Source organism: Pacificispira spongiicola (assembly GCF_012926505.1).
In the GTDB taxonomy this organism is placed as follows: domain Bacteria; phylum Pseudomonadota; class Alphaproteobacteria; order UBA8366; family Aestuariispiraceae; genus Pacificispira; species Pacificispira spongiicola.
Window position 1 is genome coordinate 158,771 of sequence record NZ_JABBNT010000004.1, and the last position, 21,757, is coordinate 180,527.

The 21,757-nt window shown below is 57.6% G+C and carries 18 protein-coding genes and 1 pseudogene; 14 read left to right on the forward strand and 5 right to left on the reverse strand.

Annotated features, from left to right (window positions below):
• Window positions 1-81: 81 nt before the first annotated feature.
• The gene (locus HH303_RS13810; protein WP_169625954.1) at window positions 82-624 is read left to right on the forward strand and encodes an oxidoreductase; all 543 of its coding nucleotides are present in this window, start codon (window positions 82-84) and stop codon (window positions 622-624) included.
• A complete protein-coding gene (locus tag HH303_RS13815) occupies window positions 621-2,021 on the forward strand; it encodes a sensor histidine kinase (protein WP_169625955.1) in 1,401 nt (466 codons plus the stop codon). The genes HH303_RS13810 and HH303_RS13815 overlap by 4 nt, the downstream gene beginning before the upstream one ends.
• Here the strand turns inward: HH303_RS13815 and HH303_RS13820 are convergent.
• The 5 genes and pseudogenes from HH303_RS13820 to HH303_RS13840 all read right to left on the reverse strand — a co-directional run bounded on the left by HH303_RS13820 (window position 1,974) and on the right by HH303_RS13840 (window position 7,491).
• Window positions 1,974-2,642 (reverse strand): dienelactone hydrolase family protein, encoded by a 669-nt coding sequence (locus HH303_RS13820; protein WP_169625956.1) that lies wholly within the window; start codon window positions 2,640-2,642, stop codon window positions 1,974-1,976. The two genes, HH303_RS13815 and HH303_RS13820, sit on opposite strands and share 48 nt — an antisense overlap.
• Window positions 2,643-2,717: 75 nt before the next feature.
• Window positions 2,718-4,628, reverse strand: a complete 1,911-nt coding sequence (gene cysN, locus HH303_RS13825) for a sulfate adenylyltransferase subunit CysN (protein WP_169625957.1) — start codon at window positions 4,626-4,628, stop codon at window positions 2,718-2,720.
• A pseudogene (gene cysD, locus HH303_RS13830) lies at window positions 4,628-5,548 on the reverse strand (sulfate adenylyltransferase subunit CysD); the annotation flags it as partial. The pseudogene cysD and the gene cysN, both read right to left, overlap by 1 nt.
• 186 nt (window positions 5,549-5,734) lie before the next feature.
• On the reverse strand, window positions 5,735-6,472 hold the full coding sequence (locus HH303_RS13835; protein WP_169625959.1) for a hypothetical protein: 738 nt from the start codon (window positions 6,470-6,472) through the stop codon (window positions 5,735-5,737).
• Window positions 6,473-6,588: 116 nt separating this feature from the next.
• Window positions 6,589-7,491: a sulfotransferase family protein gene (locus HH303_RS13840; protein ID WP_169625960.1), complete on the reverse strand. Its 903-nt coding sequence runs from the start codon at window positions 7,489-7,491 to the stop codon at window positions 6,589-6,591.
• Between the two features lie 262 nt (window positions 7,492-7,753).
• Here HH303_RS13840 and HH303_RS13845 point away from each other — a divergent pair, with 262 nt between their 5' ends.
• The 12 genes from HH303_RS13845 to HH303_RS13900 all read left to right on the forward strand — a co-directional run bounded on the left by HH303_RS13845 (window position 7,754) and on the right by HH303_RS13900 (window position 21,746).
• Window positions 7,754-9,247 (forward strand): capsular polysaccharide export protein, LipB/KpsS family, encoded by a 1,494-nt coding sequence (locus tag HH303_RS13845; RefSeq protein WP_169625961.1) that lies wholly within the window; start codon window positions 7,754-7,756, stop codon window positions 9,245-9,247.
• Window position 9,248: 1 nt separating this feature from the next.
• On the forward strand, window positions 9,249-10,271 hold the full coding sequence (locus tag HH303_RS13850; RefSeq protein WP_169625962.1) for a Gfo/Idh/MocA family protein: 1,023 nt from the start codon (window positions 9,249-9,251) through the stop codon (window positions 10,269-10,271).
• Window positions 10,272-10,284: 13 nt separating this feature from the next.
• Entirely contained in the window at window positions 10,285-11,235 is a 951-nt protein-coding gene (locus HH303_RS13855) for a Gfo/Idh/MocA family protein (RefSeq protein ID WP_169625963.1), read from the forward strand.
• Between the two features lie 16 nt (window positions 11,236-11,251).
• Window positions 11,252-12,184 (forward strand): imidazole glycerol phosphate synthase subunit HisF, encoded by a 933-nt coding sequence (gene hisF, locus HH303_RS13860; RefSeq protein WP_169625964.1) that lies wholly within the window; start codon window positions 11,252-11,254, stop codon window positions 12,182-12,184.
• The gene (hisH, locus tag HH303_RS13865) at window positions 12,181-12,843 is read left to right on the forward strand and encodes an imidazole glycerol phosphate synthase subunit HisH (RefSeq protein ID WP_169625965.1); all 663 of its coding nucleotides are present in this window, start codon (window positions 12,181-12,183) and stop codon (window positions 12,841-12,843) included. The genes hisF and hisH overlap by 4 nt, the downstream gene beginning before the upstream one ends.
• 12 nt (window positions 12,844-12,855) lie before the next feature.
• Window positions 12,856-14,043 carry an N-acetyl sugar amidotransferase gene (locus HH303_RS13870; protein WP_169625966.1) on the forward strand — a complete coding sequence of 396 codons (1,188 nt, stop codon included), beginning with the start codon at window positions 12,856-12,858 and terminating at the stop codon, window positions 14,041-14,043.
• Window positions 14,016-14,795, forward strand: coding sequence for an acylneuraminate cytidylyltransferase family protein (locus HH303_RS13875; protein ID WP_169625967.1), 780 nt, complete (start codon window positions 14,016-14,018; stop codon window positions 14,793-14,795). The genes HH303_RS13870 and HH303_RS13875 overlap by 28 nt, the downstream gene beginning before the upstream one ends.
• 12 nt (window positions 14,796-14,807) lie before the next feature.
• The gene (locus HH303_RS13880) at window positions 14,808-15,863 is read left to right on the forward strand and encodes a nucleotidyltransferase family protein (protein ID WP_169625968.1); all 1,056 of its coding nucleotides are present in this window, start codon (window positions 14,808-14,810) and stop codon (window positions 15,861-15,863) included.
• A 170-nt stretch (window positions 15,864-16,033) separates the two neighbouring features.
• Complete coding sequence (locus HH303_RS13885) at window positions 16,034-17,827, forward strand: ABC transporter ATP-binding protein (protein ID WP_169625969.1); 1,794 nt, start codon at window positions 16,034-16,036, stop codon at window positions 17,825-17,827.
• Complete coding sequence (locus tag HH303_RS13890; RefSeq protein ID WP_169625970.1) at window positions 17,820-19,616, forward strand: hypothetical protein; 1,797 nt, start codon at window positions 17,820-17,822, stop codon at window positions 19,614-19,616. Before HH303_RS13885 ends, HH303_RS13890 begins: the two co-directional genes overlap by 8 nt.
• A 40-nt stretch (window positions 19,617-19,656) precedes the next feature.
• Window positions 19,657-20,529 carry a class I SAM-dependent methyltransferase gene (locus HH303_RS13895; RefSeq protein ID WP_169625971.1) on the forward strand — a complete coding sequence of 291 codons (873 nt, stop codon included), beginning with the start codon at window positions 19,657-19,659 and terminating at the stop codon, window positions 20,527-20,529.
• Window positions 20,526-21,746: a LegC family aminotransferase gene (locus HH303_RS13900; protein ID WP_169625972.1), complete on the forward strand. Its 1,221-nt coding sequence runs from the start codon at window positions 20,526-20,528 to the stop codon at window positions 21,744-21,746. Before HH303_RS13895 ends, HH303_RS13900 begins: the two co-directional genes overlap by 4 nt.
• Window positions 21,747-21,757 lie beyond the last annotated feature (11 nt).

Here is a 21,757-nt window from a genome sequence, read left to right on the forward strand (position 1 = left end):
CAATATGTTAACCTGAATTTAAGGGTGACCGTCCTTCATTGTAAGCGTTCGATCAACAATCCGCATTCCAGGATCTCACATATGAGCATGATGGCACGATCCCCCAAGTATCTAATTGTAGAGGCGTTGGCCGCGTTGGTCGTTGCGACGATTGTTGTCGTCGGCGCGAATGCGGTACGGGCGGCGGATATTGAACCGCTTGTGCCGCCGACGGGCGATGTGCTCCTGACTGTCGGTGGGGCGATAGACCGGACGACGGACGGCGAATGGGCCTTGTTCGACATGGCGATGTTGGAACACCTTCCCAAGACGGTGGTTCGGACAACCACGCCTTGGACCGAGGGAGAACAAGTGTTTGAAGGCGTCCTGTTCCGCGACCTCGCGGCGTTCCTCGGGGCGTCCGGGTCCCAAGTCCAAGCGCTGGCGCTGAATGACTATCTGATCGAAATTCCGACTTCGGATTTTGAACAGGATGAGGTTATAATCGCGTATCTACAGAACGGGCAGGAAATGTCCGTTCGGGATAAAGGCCCCTTGTGGGTGATTTATCCCGACTCGATCGAAAATCCCCACGCCCAAGCGCGGATGGTCTGGCAGTTGGTGAAGGTCATATTCGTTCAATGACCAAGACTAGGCATCGTTCCGAATGGTTGGTCGCGGCGGTGGTGCTGTTGATCGGAATGTCCGTCGGATCGCTGCTGTTCATGGTTCAGCGTATTGACGTTTTTTCCAGCTCTTTTCGGGCGAACTATTGGGTTACGGCTCAAACCGAAAGCGACTTCCTGCGGCTTGAACAGGCCCTGAAGTTGTATATTAGCGGGTCGCCGTTCACGGACTATAAGGACCTGCGCCTTCGTCTGGACTTGTTCTATTCAAGGCTCAGCGTTTTCTTATCGGAAGACTCGCGTGAGTTGGTCGAACTCCCCGGCGTTGAAGCATATGTGCAAGATCTCGTAAGCATGGCAGACGCATTGGATCGGATTACCGCCGATCCCGGTTTCAGAAATGGCCCTGAGGCCGAAATCGCTGTCGCGCTCTTAGAGGAGCAATGGCTGCCGCTCCATTTATGGACCCGCAAGATAATCCATGGCGAGTTATGGATGGATGAACGGGTGAGTCTGCTGTCGGATCTGCACCGATTGCTGTGGGTGAACGCCCTGTTTCTGATCGTCAGTATCGTTGTGATCGTCGGTATTTTGATACAGCTCCGCCGCCATCGACGACTGGTCGATATGGAACGGAATGCACGTCACGACGCGGAAATGGCAATGAAATCGCGTGATCGGTTCTTGGCATCCATGAGCCATGACTTGCGGACGCCACTGAACGCGGTCGTCGGGTTTTCCGATTTGCTGATATCCGAGATTCGGGGGCCGCTTCCCCCCGCACAGGCGGACTACATTCGGGATATTCAGGCCAGCGGCAATCATCTGCTGGCGATGATCAACGATATTCTGGACTTTTCGAAACTGGATGCGCGAATGCGCATGCCCGTCTGGGAGCGATGCGATCTCTGCGATATCGTCGACCGCGCCGTGAAATTCGAAGAACCCGGATTCATCGCCAACGGCGGCAGGATCCGTACCCGGTGCGACAAACGCGCATTCTATGTTCGGACGGATGGTCGGCTTGCCCTTCAATGCCTGACAAACCTGATCAGCAATGCCGCGAAATTCAGCCCCGCGGACGGCACCATCGACGTGACATTGGATGATATCGGCCGCACGATCGTCGTACGTATCACGGATGAAGGGCCGGGGCTGTCCCTTAAGGAGATAGAACAGGCATTCGAACCGTTCCAGCAGATCGGCGATCCTTACAAGACGAAAGCGGGCGGGACCGGGCTTGGCCTGTCGATCTGCAAAACGATCAGCAATATCCTGGACCTGAGGCTGGAATTGGCGCCGCGTGCTGACCGTACCGGATTGCAGGTGACCTTGGAATTTACGAAATGGACGGACGACGACCGTCCCTCAGCCGACATGCAGGGCGATAAAGTCGAGGCTTCTCTCGCGAGCTAGTTTCGCGCTGGCTTCGTCATAGCTGGTGCGCTGGTCGCAGTTGAATCCATGCCCGGCCGGATAGACGAAGGTCTCGATTTCCGGATACATTCCTTTCAAAAGATCGGCGTCGGTGGCCGGTATCGCCTGATCCTGTTCCCCGAAATGCATCATCATCGGGCAAGCGGGGGCTTCGTCCTTGAAATCGGCGGCCTTGCCGTAATAGCAGATCGAACAGGAAAGGCCTTTCACGCGGGCAGCGGCAATCCAGGCTAAGGCCCCGCCGTAGCAGAAGCCGATGGCACCGACCTCTAATCCCTCGGCGGACAAGGCCTTCGCACAGGCGGCGATGTCCAGGATAGGGCCGTCTTCTCCGGCCTTGCCGCGCAGACCCCGCCCGGTCTCAATGTCTCCAGGGGTGTAGCCCAATTCGACATCGCGTTGCACGCGGTCGAAAATCTGCGGGGCCAGCGCGACATATCCTTGTACGGCGAACCGGTCGCAGATGGCGCGGATGTGAGAATTCACGCCGAAGATTTCCTGAATGACGATCATCCCGCCCCGCGCGTCGCCCTTCGGTCCGGCGCGATAGGCGCCGAATTCGAAACCATCCGCCGCAGTCAGCCGAATTGTCGATCCCATGCCTATTCTCCTTACTAAAAGACCCCCGGTATCCTGCCGAATACCGGGGGTCTTTGCCAGTCCATCCTGATCGAATCAGACGATGCCGCGCGCTTTCAATTCGGTGAAGACCTGTTCGGCCAGGGCGTCCGGTTCTCCCGATGTCGTATCCAAACGGATTTCCGGAGACTCGGGCGCTTCGTAGGGGGAATCGATGCCCGTGAAGTTCTTGATCGCGCCTGACCGGGCCTTCGCATACAGGCCCTTCGGGTCTCGGGTTTCGCAGACCTCCAAGGGCGTATCGACGAAGATTTCCAGGAACTCATCGTCTTCCACCAACTCGCGGGCCAATTGCCGTTCGCTGCGGAAGGGGGAGATGAAGGAAACCAGCACGATCAGCCCGGCATCGACGAACAGCTTCGACGTTTCCGCGACGCGGCGGATGTTCTCCACGCGGTCGGCCTCGGTGAAGCCCAGATCTTTGTTCAGCCCGTGCCGGACGTTGTCGCCGTCCAGGATGTAAGTATGGCGACCGCTGGCCAGCAGGCGTTTTTCGACCAAGTTGGCGACGGTCGATTTGCCCGCGCCTGATAGACCGGTGAACCACAGGATAGCGGGCTTTTGACGCTTCAGCTCAGCCCGCGCCTGCTTATTGATGTCGAGCTCCTGCCAGACCAGGTTGGTCGCCCGGCGCAGACCGAAATCGACCATTCCGGCCCCGACGGTCGCATTCGTATAGCGATCGACCAGGATAAAGGCCCCGGTCTCCGGATTGGCGGCATAGGGATCGTAGGCGATGGCATGATCCAGTGCCACGTTGCAGACGCCGACTTCGTTCAGGTCCAGGGTCTTCGCCGCCGTATGCTCCAGCGTGTTGACGTTGATCTTGTATTTCAGGTCGGTCACTGCGGCGCCGACCGTCTGCGTTCCGATTTTCAACAGATACGGGCGTTCCGGGATCAGCGCATGGTCCGCCATCCAGACGATATGGGCCGCGAACTGGTCCGTCACTTCCGCCGGATTTTCCGCATCGCTCAGGACATCGCCCCGGCTGATATCGATTTCGTCATCCAGAACCAATGTCACCGCTTCGCCCGGACGGGCGGATTCCAGATCGCCGTCCAGTGTGACGATACGCTTGATCGTGCTGGTTTTGCCGGACGGTTGCGCCATGACTTTCTGACCGGTTTCCACCGTGCCGCCGGAAAGAGTGCCGCTGAATCCCCGGAAATCCAAATTGGGGCGGTTCACCCACTGAACCGGCAAGCGGAACGCGCTTCCGTCCGAAGCGTCGGGCAGGGGCGCTGACTCCAGCGCCTGAAGCAGCGTCGGACCATTGTACCAGCCTATCGAGTCACTGACCGTCAGGACGTTGTCCCCGTTCAGGGCGGACATCGGAATCGCGGTAATGTCGGTCAGGCCGATCTGGTCGGCGAAGGCGCGATAGTCGGCCTCGATTTCCGTGAAACGGGTCTGGTCGAAATCGACGAGGTCCATCTTGTTGATCGCCAGGACGACCTGCTTGATGCCCAACAGCGAGACGATAAAGCTGTGCCGTCTTGTCTGTGTCAGCACGCCCTTGCGCGCATCGATCAGGATAACGGCGAGGGAGGCGGTGGACGCGCCGGTTGCCATGTTGCGGGTATATTGTTCGTGGCCGGGCGTGTCCGCGACGATGAACTTCCGCTTGTCCGTGGCGAAGAAGCGATAGGCGACGTCGATGGTGATACCCTGTTCGCGTTCGGCCTGCAGCCCGTCGACCAGAAGCGCGAAATCGATACCGTCGGCGACGGTGCCGTCGCGTTTGCTGTCCGCTTCCAGGGCCGATAACTGGTCTTCGAAAATCAGTTTTGAATCATAGAGCAGACGGCCGATCAGGGTCGACTTGCCGTCATCCACCGACCCGCAGGTGATGAAGCGCAGAAGGTCCTTGTTTTCCTGTTCCGCCAGATAGGCTTCGATATCGGCTGCCGTCAGGTCGGTGGTGGTGAGGATTTCGGCGCTCATCAGAAATATCCCTCGCGCTTCTTCTTTTCCATCGACCCGGCGGAATCGTGATCGATCTTGCGTCCCTGCCGTTCGGAGGTCCGGGCAACCAAGGTTTCCGCGACGATCTCCGGCAGCGTCGTGGCATCGGATTCGATGGCCGCGGTCAGCGGATAGCATCCCAGCGTCCGGAAACGAATCTGCCGCAGTTCCGGCTCTTCACCGGGTTCCAATGGCATGCGGTCGTCGTCGACCATGAACCATTGCCCGTCGCGCACGACCACCGGTCGCTTTTCCGCGAAATACAGAGGCACGATCGGTATGTTTTCCGCATGGATGTATTGCCAGATATCCAGCTCCGTCCAGTTCGAGATCGGGAAGGCGCGGACGCTTTCGCCCTTTGCAATGCGGGTGTTGTAAAGATTCCACAGTTCCGGACGCTGGTTCTTTGGGTCCCAGACATGGCCCTTGCCCCGAAAGGACATGACGCGTTCCTTGGCGCGGGATTTTTCCTCGTCCCGGCGCGCACCCCCTATGGCGCAGTCGAACCCGTATTTGTCCAGTGCCTGTTTCAAGGCCGCTGTCTTCATCACGTCGGTATGCAGGGACGACCCATGGGTGAAGGGCCCGATCCCCTCCCGCACGCCGTCTTCGTTGATATGGACGATCAGATCGAAACCCAGTTCCGCCGCGCGCTGGTCGCGGAACTGGATCATTTCCTTGAATTTCCACGTCGTATCGACATGCAACAGCGGGAAAGGCGGTTTCGACGGATAGAACGCCTTCATCGCCAGATGCAGCATCACCGAGGAATCCTTGCCGATGGAATACATCATCACCGGCTTTTCAAAAGAGGCCGCGACCTCCCGCAGGATGTGAATGCTCTCCGCTTCCAGGCGGCGGAGGTGGGTTAGGGGGGAGGCCATTGGGGTGTTGTATCCTGTTGCTGAGTCTGGAACGTGCGAAGCCTAAGGTCCAAGGTTCCGCCGCTTCGCGCAACCATTTAGTACACACTAAAAAAATGTCAAATCATTAATTATACAAAAAAATATTGTTAATAAGGAGGAAAACTTAACCCAGGTCCCGACTTCGGAACCTGGGTTTCTTGCTCAGCGGCGAGGGCTTAATCAAGCGCTCGCGCGTTGGCCGGTTTTTAGGGACGCTTGCCAAAGGTCGCGTTCTTGCAACCACAAATCCGCATGGGCCACATCCTGCCATTCATCGAACCATGGACCGCCGCGGGTGTAGTGAACGACGTTCGGGTCAATGGCCGGATCCGAGGTGCCTTCCAACCAGTTCCAGGTCGGCGGGACTTCTCCGATTTCGTGATCTTCAAGCCAGCAGAACCGATGCAGGTCGCGGCCCGGAAGGGAATTGACCATCTCGACCGACAGTTTGGCATTCGACGGATGACGGCAATTCCAAAGAATCATGCTCGACCAGTTCTTACGCTGATACCGTAGCTGCGCCTGATTATCCATTTTCACGGTTTCGACCGGGTTATGGACGTGATGGACGCACATCACAGCATATTTTGGGTCGGCCAGTTTCAACAAATCGTTGATATCGACACGCCATAGAAAATCGCAATCGCAGAATACGGCCCAGTCGGTCTCCGCAAGATGGGGAGTCAGAAAGCGGCTGATCGCAAATTCGGTGCTCATTGGCGCTTCGGAAATCGTATCCCAAAGCTGCCCGTTGCGGCGTTCGGTCTGGCGCGTGTATAGGCCGTCCGCTCGCAGGTCTTCCAATTTCAGATATCGGACATTCACGCTGCCGACGGGGGCATGGCGTTCGATGGAGAACTTTGCGATATCGGCGACGTCGGCCTCACGCGGGTCCCACCCGATGAATACGTCCAGCATACGAACCTCCTGAAAATGTCTGTTTAGTTGCGTCCGCTGACTGAAACGTTGATATGCCCCGTCACGAGCAAACACAAGGCACCAACTGTCGCAGGGGGGATGCGTTTCATGCTCGGCTAGACCAAGCCTTCGGTGATATCGTCCCGAGAACCCAGAACCAATGTGTTCTCGTCGTTGGTCACCAAGGACACGAAATCCGCGAAATCCGGCAACAGGCGTTCTCGAACCTCTTCCTCGACACCGGGTTCGAAACCATAAGTGCCCCGATTCAATCCGTGCAGGAATCGCATCAAACGGGGCTTTTCGTTATCGGATCGGCTGTACAGGGATTTCGTTCGCCGATTTCCGTAAATTTTCACAAGGGTCCATCGGATAATCTTGTCCAGTTGCCAACTACGATACGGATAAGGCACGTTGCTGGGCGGCATATCCCGAGAATGGTCGGACGGCGAAAGGCCGAGTGCCTGGTACAAAGCGCCTACCGTCCCGTCCGCGTCGCGCTTGATCGCGCCATGCGGCACGACGATTACACGTGCCGTCGGAAACCTCTCGCGAAGGCGCCGATAGCATGTCGCCAACATATAGGGGGCGACGTAAACATCCGGTCGAGTCCGAAGGCATTCCGCTTGCGACATGCGGGCGGCATGCAGGTCGTTGCTGATCGTTCGGTGGTAAAAATAGCTGGAAAGAAAAGATCGAACAGGATCTCTGCTGGCCAGCAGGAACACCGGATCTTCGGGATAAAAAGCGCGAATACGGTCCAGGACCGTGTCGTCGGTGATATAGGTGACCGTCCATTCCATCGCGAATTTGTGGCGCGTCGGATCATGGTTGGCGAAAAAGCCAGAATAAATAGATTCGGCGTTCGGACGGTCCATGTCGCGCGTTTCGTTCAATTCGAAGAAATGGGTCTCCTTCTTCGACGAGAAGCAAACTTCCGGGTGTCGGGAAAGAATGTCCGATAGGAAGGTCGTTGCGGCTTTGGGAAAGCCGATTCCAAGGACTTGCGGCAGAGTCATGAATTTTCGCCCAGCATCTTTCCGGCGAGAACTATAGACGCGTCATATGCCGGTCAACCGGATTTTCCCGTTCAAAGGTTGACATGGCCGACGGAAGTATGGGAAGGAAATCGCGCTCTAAGCCATCCGGCTCGGAGTGCGGTAGCTATCCAAAAGCACTTTCCGACAAATTCCCAGAATCCACTTCGCGGACGCACAGCCCCATTCCGATCTGAATGAACGGCGGTGCGATACGGCAATCGATAGAGCAACGGCGTCTGGTATGAGATCCATCGCGTTTGAGGCGCACCCGGAACAACGCGCGGTTTTGCCGCATCTTGCGCGTTGGCTGCGTCAGGAAAAGGCGATCCGGTCATATCTCTACGTCGGATCGGCACAAGATCGCGACTACTACCGTTCGCATTTTCCCGACAGTTTCGATGACATTGTCGTTGCGCCGCAATTGCACGCGGTGACGTCTGACGGAATTCATCCGGCGGATCACATGGACGACGGCGTTCGCAACCTGGCCGTCGACATCGAAACGAAGACCGGAACGCCGCTCAATCACATCGTGATGGCCAGTCGGCATTTGGGGCGTGGCTATGCCCTGCTGGGGTCCAACCACCCTCTCTCGCGGGAAGCGGTTCGTACCGACAATACGACGGCCGTGCGGCGATGCGTATTCGGTGTGCGGTTCTGGGCGGAGGAAATACGCACCAAAAATATCGTGGCAGTGGCCGGATTTTCCAAATTGGCGGCGGTCGGAGCGGCCTATTCGGGCGTCCCGTTCCGGCAATTGTCCATGGCGCGGTTCGGAAATTATTTTTATTGGGCCGACGATGTGTTCGGGACGTCGGATACGATCCGTCAGCGGCTGGAAACCTTGAAGGCCGCACGGGAAACGTCCGATCTGGCGATGGCCGCGCCTTATAAGGCATATTCAAGCGTCGTTCAGGAATATGCGGCGGCGACGAGGCTTCCGACGACGTTACGCAAAATGGCGCATAGGATCGCGCAGCAGCTTTATTGGCGGTTGCGCGGCTATGCCAAGGCGAACAATTACTATCTGGTGGAAGACCTGCGCTATATGTGGCGATTCCGTCGCGATGGCGTTCGGTTGAGCGGCACGGACGCGGCTCGGTTAAGCGATTTGGACGGCACGCGATTCGTTTTCTTTCCGTTGTCGACGGAACCCGAATTGTCGCTATCGCAATTGTCCCCGGAATTTTTCTTCCAGCATGCCGCGATCGCGGCTGTCAGCCGGGATTTACCGGCAGGTGTGCGGCTTGCGGTGAAAGACACGATGTTTGCGTTGGGGCGGCGTCCGGACGGATTTTACAAGGCGCTCGCCGACTTGAAGAACGTCGTTGTCCTGAATGTCGCGGAACAGGGGTTCGATATCGTCAAACAGGCGGCGGGCGTCGTTACGATCAACGGCACGGCGGGATTTGAAGCCGCGGTAAGCGGAAAACCGGTCCTCGCTTTCGGCCGTCACAACCTCTACAACGGCCTCGATCATGTTCAGCATGTTGAATCGCTGCACGATCTTCGGGAGCCTCTGCGGCGGATGCTGTCCGGTGAGGGGACGGATGAAGCTGCCCGACAAGGGCCTTTGCTTTTGCGGGCAATTGCCGAAACCTGCGTCGACGGACGCGAATTCGACCTGACCTCCAGGGACACTGTGCCAACAGCCTTTGTCGAGGATTTGGGGCGGTCGTTATGTCAAAGTTTGGAATTTACCGTCCCGGACGGTGTGGCAGTAGGGAAAGGTTGAGATGCGCGCGGTCGTATTCGGTTTGGGTCGCATGGGATTGCGTCATGTCGAGGTTCTGAAATCCTCCGGCCTGGAAATCCTGGCGGCGGTCGATCCGTCTCCCGATGCCCGAAAGGCTGCGGCGGAAAGGTTCGACATTGAATCCGACAGGCTGGTTCCCGATGTCGAATCTGTGCGTTCCGTACTGGGCGGTGCAGATGTTGCGATCGTGTCGACCACGGCGCCGAGTCATGCCGAACTGACGGTTTTGGCGTCGGAGGCCGGCGTTCCGAATATCTTGTGCGAAAAGCCGATGGCGACGTCTATCGCCGAAGCTCAGGAAATGTTGTCGGTATGCCGACGCAACGGAACGCGGCTTGCCATCAATCATCAGATGCGGTTCCTGCCGCATTATTCGTGGGCAAAAGACTGCTTCGATGCAGATACGAAACTGGGCGATCTGTCCGGCATAACGGTTACGGCCGGAAATTTCGGGTTGGCGATGAATGCCAGCCACTATTTCGAACTGTTCCGCTATACCGCCGGGGAATCGGTCTCCAGCGTTCAGGCGTGGTTCGACGACACCGTGCTTCCCAATCCGCGTGGCCCGGATTTCGCGGACCGCTCAGGCTGTATTCGGGCGACGACGGAATCGGGCAAGCGACTGTATATCGATTTTAGTGCGGATCAGGGGCTGGGGCTTCGTTTGACCTATGCCGGGCGTTTTGGGCAGTTGTTTATGGATGAATTGGCCGGGTGTTACGACCTGACGTATCGCAAGGACGAATTCCGGGATCGGCCGACGACCCTATACGCCTTGCCGTCCGAACATGAACAAGGCGCCGTCGAGCCGACGGACGCCTTGGCCTCGTCGCGGGAAATGTTGAATGCCTTGTTGTCCGGCGGCGATTACCCGACCGGTGAAGACGGTCTTGCCGTCATGCGGTGCCTCGTCGCCTGTCATCTATCGGCAGATGCCGGAGGCGCGGTTATTCCAGTGACGCAAACCGCCGGCGCGGCGGACCGCGTCTTTCCTTGGGCATAAGATCGGAAGTTCTATGAAAGTTGCCTTTGCCGGCGCCGGCTACATGGCGTCGGAACATGCAAAAGCGTTTTCGGATATCGACGGTGTGCAACTTGTCGGGGTCGTCGGGCGAAGTGCCGATCGGGCCCGGCAATTTGCGGAAGCCAATGGTATCCCGGCGATGTTCGAAACGATTACCGCGCTCTACGAGCAGGCTAGGCCGGATATCCTTGTTGTCGCTGTCGACGAGGTGGCGTTGAAATCCATCTTGGCGGAGGCTGCGCCGTTCGACTGGACGATAATGGCCGAAAAGCCGCTTGGCGTTAACGTGGACGAGGCCGATGAGATTGCCGCCTTCATGGAAAAAGGGTCGGCGCGTCTTTACGTGGCGATGAACCGCCGCCTTATGGGCAGTACCTTGTCCTGCATGGCGGACGTGGACAGCCGTGACGAACTACGCTTTATCAAAGTTCAGGATCAGCAGAGCTACGCGGAAGCGCGTGACTCCGGCAAACCGGAGGTCGTGGTTCGCAATTATATGTACGCCAATTCGATTCATCTGGTGGACTACTTGCTGACCTTCGGGCGCGGCGCGGTTGTGTCGGTCACCCCGATTTTTTCCTGGGAGGCGGATTCGCCGGGTGTCGTCGCGGCATCTGTCGAATTCTCCAGCGGCGACCGCGGTCTTTATGAGGCGATCTGGAATGGTCCGGGGCCTTGGGCCGTGTCGGTGTCGACCCCGGCCCGGCGTTGGGAGATGCGGCCGCTGGAACAGGCCGCCTATCAGGATGCCGGTCAGCGGCGACTGGTCGCAGTCGATGCGGATTCGCGCGACACGGATTTCAAACCGGGGCTCAGGCTGATGGCCGACGAGGCGGTCCGCGCCGCAACCGGAGACGAAACCGCCTTGGTGCCGATGGCGGAAGCCATCCGTACGATGCGCCTCGTCGCCGCCATATACGGGCACAGGCCCTATAGCGAATAAAAGGCAAGGAAACGGTATGACAACATCGGCAAATACGGTCGGTCGCCGGGTCAGGGTTATCCCTCGTCTGGATATCAAGGGACCGAATGTCGTGAAGGGCATTTGCTTCGACGGCCAGCGGGCCCTGGGGCTTCCCAAAGATTTCGCGGAAACCTATTCGGCTGCCGGCGCCGACGAAATTATTCTTTACGATACGTTTGCCAGCCTGCTGCATCGCCCGGCCGGACTTTCCGTCATTGCGGAAGTCGCAGACCGCATCAGTGTGCCGCTGACCGTCGCGGGCGGATTGCGGACCATCGATGAGATTCGAAAGGTCCTGCGGGCAGGCGCCGATAAGGTGGCCATCAACACGGCGGCATTGCACGATCCCGACCTGTTGCGCCAGGCATCGGAAGTGTTCGGAACGCAATGCATCGTAGCCTCCGTCGAATATCATCAACAGTTTGGCGGCCGTCGGGAAATCCGGTCGGAATACGGGCGAGAACCGCACCCGATGGACGCGGAAGACTGGATCGGATCCGTCCTTGAAAAGGGAGTCGGTGAAATCATGATCACCGCGATCGACCGTGACGGGTTGGGGCTGGGTGCCGATTTGGATTTCGTCCGGCGTTTGCAGCGTTACGTTCCCGTCCCGCTGATCGTCGGTGGCGGTGTCGGTACGGTGGAGCATTTTGTCGATGCCGCGCAGGCCGGGGCCGATGCCGTCGCGGCCGCGTCCGTCTTTCATTATGCCCAGTGGGCGCCGATCGACAAAAAATACCTGCAATGGGATGAAAAGTCGTTGCGGATTGGCGCACCTGTCGATGCCGGCAATATCGATTTCCTGAACGGTGGATACGGCGGCTTCCGCGATGTACCGGTAACGCCGTGTCATCTGTCGGATGTGAAAGCCGCCCTGTCCGCCGCCGGGATCGGGACGCGCCTCGTCAATTCGGGAGCCGCGGCATGACCCAAAGCAAAAACGTCGTTATCGTCGACTATCGCGTCGGCAATACCCACAGCCTGGAACGGAGCTTGAAGCGGTGCGGCCTATCGCCGGTGATTACGTCCGATCCTGCCGTGATCGAGCAGGCGGACGGGGTGCTGATGCCCGGCGTCGGCGCCTTTGGGCCCGCCATGGAATCGCTGATGGAAACCGGGGCATCGGCGGCGATCCGGCGGTTTGTCGACTCTGGCCGCCCGGTTCTTGCGATATGCCTCGGCATGCAATTGTTGGCCGATGAAGGCGAGGAAGGCGGACATCACCGCGGATTGAGCATTATTCCCGGCCGGGTCCGACGGTTGGCACCGCCCCAGGAACATTCGAAGATTCCGCAAATCGCCTGGAACGAAATCATGCCGGTCGCGGATGATTGGCGGGAAACCGTGTTGGACGGTTTGCAAGGACGTCAAATGTATTTCTTGCATTCCTACGTAGTCGACCCGGCCCGCCCGGAAGACCGGGTCGCCGAAACCGATTATATGGGCGATTGCTTTTGTGCGGCGTATCGCTCCGCCAATGTTCACGGCGTGCAGTTCCACCCGGAACTCAGCGCGGAAGCGGGGCAAGCGGTGTTCCGCAATTTCGTTCGGTTGATCGACGAAACCGCACAAAAGAACGATATCTGAGGAGCCGAAGAAATGGCATTGAACCTCGACAAACAAATGCCCGACCTGCCGAAGGAGGTCGTGTATTGCAAGAATTGTGTGACGTCGAACCAAAGACCGCGCATCCGCTTCAACGAACAGGGTGTGTGCTCCGCTTGCGAATACGCCTATGAGAAAGACCATGTCATAGACTGGGCGGCGCGCGAACGTGAACTTCAGGAACTTTGCGACCGTCATCGCAGTAAGGACGGCTCCTACGATGTCGTCGTTCCGGGCAGCGGTGGGAAAGACAGCGCTTTCGTCGCCCACCAGCTCAAAACGCGGTATGGGATGCACCCGCTGTGTGTGACCTGGGCCCCGTTCGAACATACCGATATCGGATGGTACAATCTTCAGGCCTTCGTGCGCACCGGGTTCCCGAACATCATGGCCATGCCGGACGGTGCCGTGCACAGAAAGCTCTGCCGTTTGGCTTTCGAACTGATCGGCGATCCGTTTCTGCCGTTTATCTTCGGCCAAAAGGCTTACGCCTATCACGTCGCCCTTCAGCATGACATCAAGCTGATGTTCTACGGCGAAAACGGTGAAGTCGAATATGGCGGTTCGGAAAAGTACAAATACGTACCCAAAGAGGGCCCCGACGACTGGGAGGCGCAGTATTTCAAAGGAACTTCCGTCGACGAATTGATGAAAGTCGGTATTGAGCGGGGTATCTTCTCGCCGGACGAAGTCTCCCCGAAGTCATTGTGGTGGTATAAGCCGCCGCATCCGGACTTGATTAAGGACGCCGGTTTGGAAATGCACTGGATGTCCTATTATCAAAAATGGATTCCGCAGGAAAATTTCTACTACGCCTCTACGCATACCGGGTTCGTGCCGAACAATGTCGGGCGTTCGGAAGGAACGTATACGCGGCATTCCAGCCTCGACGATAAGGTCGACGGGTTCCACTATTACCTGGCTTTCATCAAATTCGGACTTGGACGGACGACCCGCGACTGCATGACCGATATCTATCGCGGACATTTGACGCGCGACGAGGCCGTGTCCCTTGTGCACCGTTTCGACGGTGAGTTCCCGGCAGAGCATTACGAACACTTCAAAGAATATCTGGGCATCACGGACGAGCAGTTCTGGGAAGTGATCAATGCCTATCGCGCGATCTCCAACGTTTGGGAAGAGGTCGACGGCGAATGGAAGCTGAAGGTTCAGGTATCCTGACCGTGACGACCAAAAACGGCAGTCTCGGCGTCATCGTGGCGCGCGGCGGCTCGAAGCGGGTACCGCGTAAGATTCTGCGTGAGGTCGCCGGCCATCCAGTCATCGCATGGATGGTTCGGGCGGCTTTGAACAGTCGCCTCGACCGCGTGATCGTGTCGACCGAGGATGCCGAGATCGCTGAGATTGCCCGCCGATACGGGGCGGAGGTTCCGTTTTTACGGCCGGTCGAATTGGCCGAGGATACGGTGCGGAACGACGCGGTTTTGCTGCATGCGCTGGGTAGGGCGGAGGAAGTCGGGGGGCGTTACGATACGGTGGTCCTGTTGCAATCCGCCGCGCCGTTTACCCAGCCGGAAGACATTGACCGATGTGTCGAGACCTTGGCGTCGTCGGACGCGAACTGCGTGTTTGCGGTCAGGCCGGTAAAGGAGCAGCCGACATGGATGTTTCGGCGCGGTCCGGACGGGGCGGCGGTTCGGTTCTTGGGCGGGGATTTGATCGGCAAGGAACAGCTTACCCAAGGGAACGAGGCGCTGTTCCTTCCGGCGGGTTCTGTTTGGGCCATTCGGACGGCCGCGCTACGGGCGCACCAAGCCGTCTATGCCGCGCCAGTTCAAATTGTAGAAGTGCCGTTCGAACATGCTGTCGATCTGGACGATGAGATAGATTTTGACGTCGCGACCGCCGTTGCGGCGCGGCACTCCATCGCGTTATGGCCGCTTCCCGGCGCGCGCGGTGACGATCAGGACTAATGGGAGAAGTGTGTGAAACGCGTCAATGATTGCGCCTTTTTGATCTGCGCGGCGGACAGCACGATCCGAGATGCAATTCGGCGGGTCGACGGATCGACGCCGCTGCTGTTCCAAATTGTCGTCGATACGGGCGGCAAAGTCGTTGGGTCCATTACCGATGGCGATATTCGCCGCGGCTTCGCCCGGGGTTTGCGACTGGAGGATTCCGTTCGGAAATGCATGCATACCCCGCCGGTGGTAGGACGTATCGGCGATACGGTTCGGAATGCGGAATTACTGCATGGTCGCCGGTTTCTACCCATATGCGACGCGCGTGGCGTGCTTGACCATGTCATTGTGGAACATATCGGCCCACGCCGTGTCGAGCGGGCGCTTATCATGGCGGGCGGGTTTGGTACGCGTCTCGGCGAGCGCACAAAAACGACGCCGAAGCCGCTTCTGCCTGTCGGGGGAAAGCCCATCCTGGAACATATCCTCGCCCGCCTGGAGGAATATGGAATCCAGAAGGTGGAAATTTCCGTTCACTACTTGGCGGAGCAGATTCAGGATTTCGTCACGAAGCGGAACAACAATTGCGATATCGAACTGGTTCGCGAAACCGAACCGCTGGGCACGGCGGGCAGCCTTTCCCTGATTGGTAAACCGACGATAGAACCGATCCTCGTGATGAATGCGGACGTCCTGACCGACGTTGATTTCGGCGCGATGGTGGAACATCACGCGCGTGTCGATTGTGACGGCACCATCGCGGCGCATCGCTTCGAATATCAGGTTCCTTACGGCGTCCTGCGGTTCGACGACTCCGATATTCTCCAAGGGATCGACGAAAAGCCGACCTACTACCATCTGGTCTCTGCCGGAATCTATTATCTGGACCCGGTGATCGTGGGGATGGTTCCGAAAGGGCGGCGCATGGATGTCCCGGAACTACTGGAACTGGCGACGGCGAGCGGCTGTCGTCTGTCGGTGTTTCCGGTCCACGAATATTGGTCGGATGTAGGCCAACCGAAGGACCTGGATGCCGCCGGCGATCGTCTTCGGCGTCAGGCGGAAGGGACCAAATCCTGATCGCGGTCTATCGGGTGTCGCGCGGACGGATGTTTGCCGGATTATTGAACTAAGTCGGTTCCGTAGGTCTGACATGGACCAGTTTGCGGAGGACGGTCGCGCCCAAAATCAAAATAAAATACGAAGCCTGAAAAAACGTTCAGCAAAATCGTCGAAAGTTACGTTGAGATATGTCCCATAAGCTTTTCGTTCTGTTTAACCGGTCGGAAAGATGGCGCGTTGTCGTCTTGTCGCTGCTGACCCTTATGTTCGCCTGCCTCGAGTTGGCGGGGATCGGTGGCGTTGGGGTGGTGGTCGATCTTGCGATCAATCGGGACAAGATCGATACGATGCCTTATCTGGACACAGTTACCGGTTTGTTCGGTATTGAGGATGCACAGACTAAATTCTTGTTCGTTCTCGTTTCCTTTTTAGCTTTCATTTTGCTGCGAAATTTCTTCGGGGCGATCATTCTTTGGTATCGATTGCGGTTTCTGCACCAAACGAAACGGGATTTGTCCGCCCGTCTGATCAAGGCCGCGATGTCTCAGCCTTACACGTATTTTATTTCCAACAATTCCGCGATGATGTCGAAAACGATTCTCAGCGAAACCAATGAGTTTGTCAGCGGTTACGTGTTTTCGTGGATCATGCTGATCACGGATGCAATCCTGATCAGCGGAATCTTCGCCGTTCTGCTTTACGTCGACATTTGGGTAACCATGGTGGTGACCGCGATGTTTGGCGGCTTCGGTGCCTTGACGTTCCTTTTGTTCAAAAAGCGGTTCCGGGCAATGGGGGCCTTATCGCGTGCGGAACTCGAAAAAATGTACCGCATCACAAACGAAGCATTTTCCGGCATCAAGGAAATCAAGGTTCTCGGATGCGAAAACGTTTTCGTGAACATGTTCTATGGCGCGGCGTCCAAATACGCGCATCTCGTGATCCGATTCATGATTTTGAAGGACATCCCGCGGTTCTTTCTTGAATCCCTTGCGATACTGGTGATCGGATTGGTCGCGTTGGCCTATACTACGGATTCTTTCAATTATCCTATTTCCGTCGGGGTCCTTGGGTCCTTCGTCTTTGCGACCTATCGCCTGCTGCCGATTGTCCACCGTCTCGTCTCGTCGCTTGGTGGGATCAACTTCAATCAGGCCGTTCTCGCGAGTATGATCGAGACGTTGGAATCCGTGAAATCGCTGCCGGACGTGGCCGACACGACGGATGTCAAAGCCATCGACTTCCAGCGGGAGGTGGCGTTACGCGACGTATCCGTGATCTATGAAGAGGCGCATGTTCCGGCCTTGAATTCGGTTTCCCTGACCATTGTAAAAGGTGAATGCCTGGGTATCGTCGGGGCGTCGGGTGCCGGCAAGAGCACCTTGATCGATTGCCTGTTGGGGTTGCTTCCGATGCAGTCTGGGCGGCTGGAAGTCGACGGCAAGCCGGTCGACGATAAGGATATCCCGCGTTGGCAGCGTCATATCGCCTACGTTCCGCAAAGCATCTATCTGATGGACAGCACGATCCGTCAGAATATCGCGCTCGGCGTACCGAAGCGGCAAATTGACGACGATCGTATCGCCGATGCGGTGCAAAATGCGCAGCTGGGCTCCTTCGTCGCATCTCTTCCGAACGGCTTGGAGACGATGGTAGGGGAAGGCGGGGTGCGTGTTTCCGGCGGTCAGAAACAGCGCATTGCCATTGCGCGCGCCTTATACCGCCAAGCCGCTATGCTGGTCTTGGACGAAGCGACATCGGCCTTGGACAATAAAACCGAAGCGGCGGTGCGCGATTCAATTGAGGAGTTGAAGGGGAAGATTACGCAAATCATCGTGGCGCATCGGCTGTCCACCATTCGTGCCTGCGACAGGATCATTGTGATGGATGCCGGTAAAATCGTTGCCGAAGGCACATACGATGCTCTATCCGCCACATCGCCGGAATTTGCGGCAATGCTAAAGGCGGCCGGCGATGCTTGATCGCTCGATAACGTCCTGCGCTGTCGTTTTTGATCGCAGTGACGTCGATGCATTGCGGTCCTTGTCGGAACAATCCGCCGGTGCGTCCTTTTCGGTATTGCCGCTGACGCCGACTGCGGCGCTACAGGCGCGGGGCGACGGTTATGACATTCTGTCCGCGACCGACTATTTCGGCGATGCGGAGCAGCGCCTCGTCGTTCCGAAACTGGTGGAAATTCGGCAAAGCACTGAAGAAGCACTCCAGTCTCTGCCGCAAAGCGAACGCGAAATCGTTCGGGCCCAGTTCGACAGGATGATCTTCAGCCAATTGCGATTGCATGCCACATTGGCATCATTCGAAACATGCACCGTTCGCCATAACGGCACTTGGCACACTCTGCCTGCCGCAGAGGCCGCCGCACTTTTGGAACGGGAATTGATTGCACGACGATGCCCGAATTGGATCGGTTCGATACAGTCTTTCTCGCCACCGCCTTTTCCTGGTCTTTTCCGTATGGTTCAGCGGGCCCTAGCCCGTGTCGTCCGATGGCGAAGCCCCAAAGGGCGTGTGGTGCTGGGCGCATATAAGGATGTCATGGGCGCCGTCCAAGCGATCGAATCTGCAGGCGGTCGTGTCGTCGTCGTGGAGGGAAGCCACGGGTCATTGGGCGACTATTCCGATCTGTTCAAACAATTCTTGAAGGTTCTCCGTAAGCAGTCGCCTATCGTCTTTCGTGTCTTCGGTCGGCAGACCGAAGAGGAAATGGACATGCATAAACGCGTGGCCACGGCGACTGGATATTCGGAAATGCAGGTGGCTGCCGATGGTGCAGACGCCGCTTTCCGGAAAAGTCTGTCAGGGATATCCGGTGCCAAGAGGCAATTGGATACCCTGTTTGGTATTCTCGATCCCACTGCCTTTCTATCCGCGGAAGTATCGCGTGGATCGGACTATCTGGCGGCGGAATGCATCGGTCGACGGGGGGGGCAACGGGTTGTGCTCGGTCGAAACGCACAGGGACCGACATCCGACCCGATGGCTGTGGATTTCAAGCGGCAGTATCTGTTAAGCCGATATCCAGCCGGTATGACCGATGTTGCGTTGTTTTGGGATGCGCGCGGCGTCGAAGCAGGACGCCAGTTCCTGGATGACGGCGTCAGCATCGGGCGTGTCGCCACGGCATCTTCCCTGCCGGGCGATAGCAAAGGAAAGCCGGTGCGCGCCGACGGAAAGCGTGCGGTATTGGTCGCTGATTCCTTCGGCTCCTGGTGGACCCGTCACTGGTGGGCGCTGCAAACGTCGGACGAGTATGTCGACGGTCTGACTGAACTCGTAAACGCGTTGAAATCCGTTCCCAACGTTCATCTGACTATCCGGGGCAAGGAAAAAAGCGAGTTGAGGGTCGCGGAACTGGCCGAACTTTTCGCCGATGAACCGCATGTTACCGTCGAAGGTCGCGAACGCCCGTTTAGTGAAACGCTGTTGGAGGCGGATCTATTGGTTAGCTTCTTTTCGACCACCATTCAGGAAGCGCGGCAGGTCGGTTGTCCGGTTCTGGTCTATGGCGGTACGCAGCGTCATATGTATGCCGAGGAGGCGCAGCGCACTCTTGCAGAGTCGAAGGACGAGGCGGCCATTTTCGGGTATGATGGCTCGGTAAACCTGTCCGACCTGATCGAATCTGTCTTGAACGCAAAGAAGGCAGCATTTGACGATATTACACAGCCTCGAATCCCCCAATTGTCGATTGCAGAGCTCGGTACGCGCCTAGCGCGAGGGGTGCCGGTAATCGATACGATCGGCACTTGAGCACAATATTCGCGACCTCCATACAGCAGGAACAAACCTTATGGCCAAGAATGCTGCAGCGAAGCCCGTACCGAAGGAAACGTCCTACGAATACGGCGCGAAATCCCAGGAAAAGATGCTGAAAAAGTATCTCAATCGGGCGAACAATCATTGGAGTGAGCGCATTCAATGCGCAAAGGATTTGTTGGAAAGCTATGCGCGGCCGCATTTGGGTGGACGCGAAAACGCTGACATTTTCGTCGTTGACGTCGGATGTAGCGTCGGGACATTCGCGCTGGAATTCTCTCGAGACGGGTTCAGGACCGTTGGTGTCGATTTCGATAAAGCCGCCGTTGCGATCGCCGAGGACCTCGCAAAGCAGGACTCTCTCGGGGCGACGTTCCGTTGTATGGATCTGGCCGATTGGCAGGGTAACGATCTTCCGGCCATCGATGTCGCCGTTTGCTTCGATATCTTCGAACATTTGCACGATGACGAGATCGGCGCGTTAATGCTGTCGCTGCGTCGCGCGATGGCGCCAAACGGACGGATGATCTTTTCGACAACCCCGACGCAGTACAGCTATCTGTGGTCCGGCGCGGGCATGCGCGTGAAGGTCACTCGTTTCCTAGCGTACAGTATGCGGTGGCTGTCTCGCGGTGCATATGAAAAGTGGATCATGTTGCTGGATGCCTTGGTGAATATCGCGATGATCCTGAAATATGGAAAGACACGGACGCAGCTTCTCAAGCGCGATAAGCATTGTAATACGCTTACGCTAGAACGGGTCCGGGACATCCTGTTACGGGCGAATTGGCAGGTCGACGCCATTGAGACATGCAACCTGCATCGGGAACGGTTCCACCATTTGAAAAAGCTCGAACGTCATCCGATCACCCACACCCATATCCTGGGAGCTGCGACCCCGAAATGAACGCAAAGAGTCACAGCGCATCCGGCGCCGTGAGCCACGGCATTTCGGTCGAAGCGGCGCAATGGGCGTCTGTTGTGAAACAGGCGGTTCGATCTGTGATCGGCGATCCGTCAGGAGCCCCGATCGCCTTGCACGAGCCGGAATTCGGCGAGGCGGAGCGTCGATATGTCGATGATTGTGTGACCAGCGGTTGGGTGTCGTCCGTCGGCTCCTATGTCGATCGGTTCGAGGCGATGCTGCGCGAGATGACCGGGGCGGCGGGCGCTGTGGCCGTCGTCAACGGGACCGCGGCATTGCATGTCTGTCTTCGCTTGGTCGGCGTGCAAGCGGGGGACGAGGTATTGGTGCCGTCCCTGACCTTCATCGCCACGGCGAATGCCGTTGCCTACCAAGGCGCGATTCCACATTTCGTCGATTCCGATCCCGAACGGTTGGCGGTCGACCCGGTCAAACTGTCTGCGCATCTGGCGCGGGTCGGGGTCCGGAAACCGGACGGCCTGTACAACCGCGAAACGGGCCGTCGCGTCGCGGCATTGATGGTAATGCATGTCTTCGGTCTGCCCGCGGATATGGATGCGCTACAGGCGGTTGCGGACGATTTCGGAATTCCGTTGGTAGAAGATGCGGCGGAATCGCTGGGGTCGACGTATAAAGGCCGGGATTGTGGAACCTTCGGTCGAATTGCGGGATTGAGCTTCAACGGCAATAAGATCGCGACGACCGGCGGCGGTGGCGCGATCCTGACCATGGACTCCGACCTCGCGGCGCGGGCAAAGCATCTGACGACGACGGCACGGGTGCCTGCGGGTTGGGACTTCGTCCATGACGAGATCGGCTACAATTACCGCATGCCCAATCTGAATGCCGCGCTCGGTTGTGCGCAAATGGAACGCGTTCCGGGCTTTGTCGAAGAAAAGAGGCGGCTTGCCGAGAACTATCGGCGGGCCTTCGCGGATACCGGCGTTCAGGTTTTGTGGGAACCTTCGGATGCGACAAGCAATTATTGGCTCAACACGATATTCCTGCCGGATCGGGAAAGTCGCGATGCGGTGCTGACAGCGACGAACGATGCCGGTTTCATGACGCGCCCCTGTTGGACTCCGATGCATCGACTTCCCATGTTTGCGGATTGCCCGCGGGACGATTTGTCGGTGGTGGAGGATGCCGTGGCACGGATCGTCAATCTGCCGAGTTCTCCGAAGCTGGCCCGGATTTAACCGGGACGAAG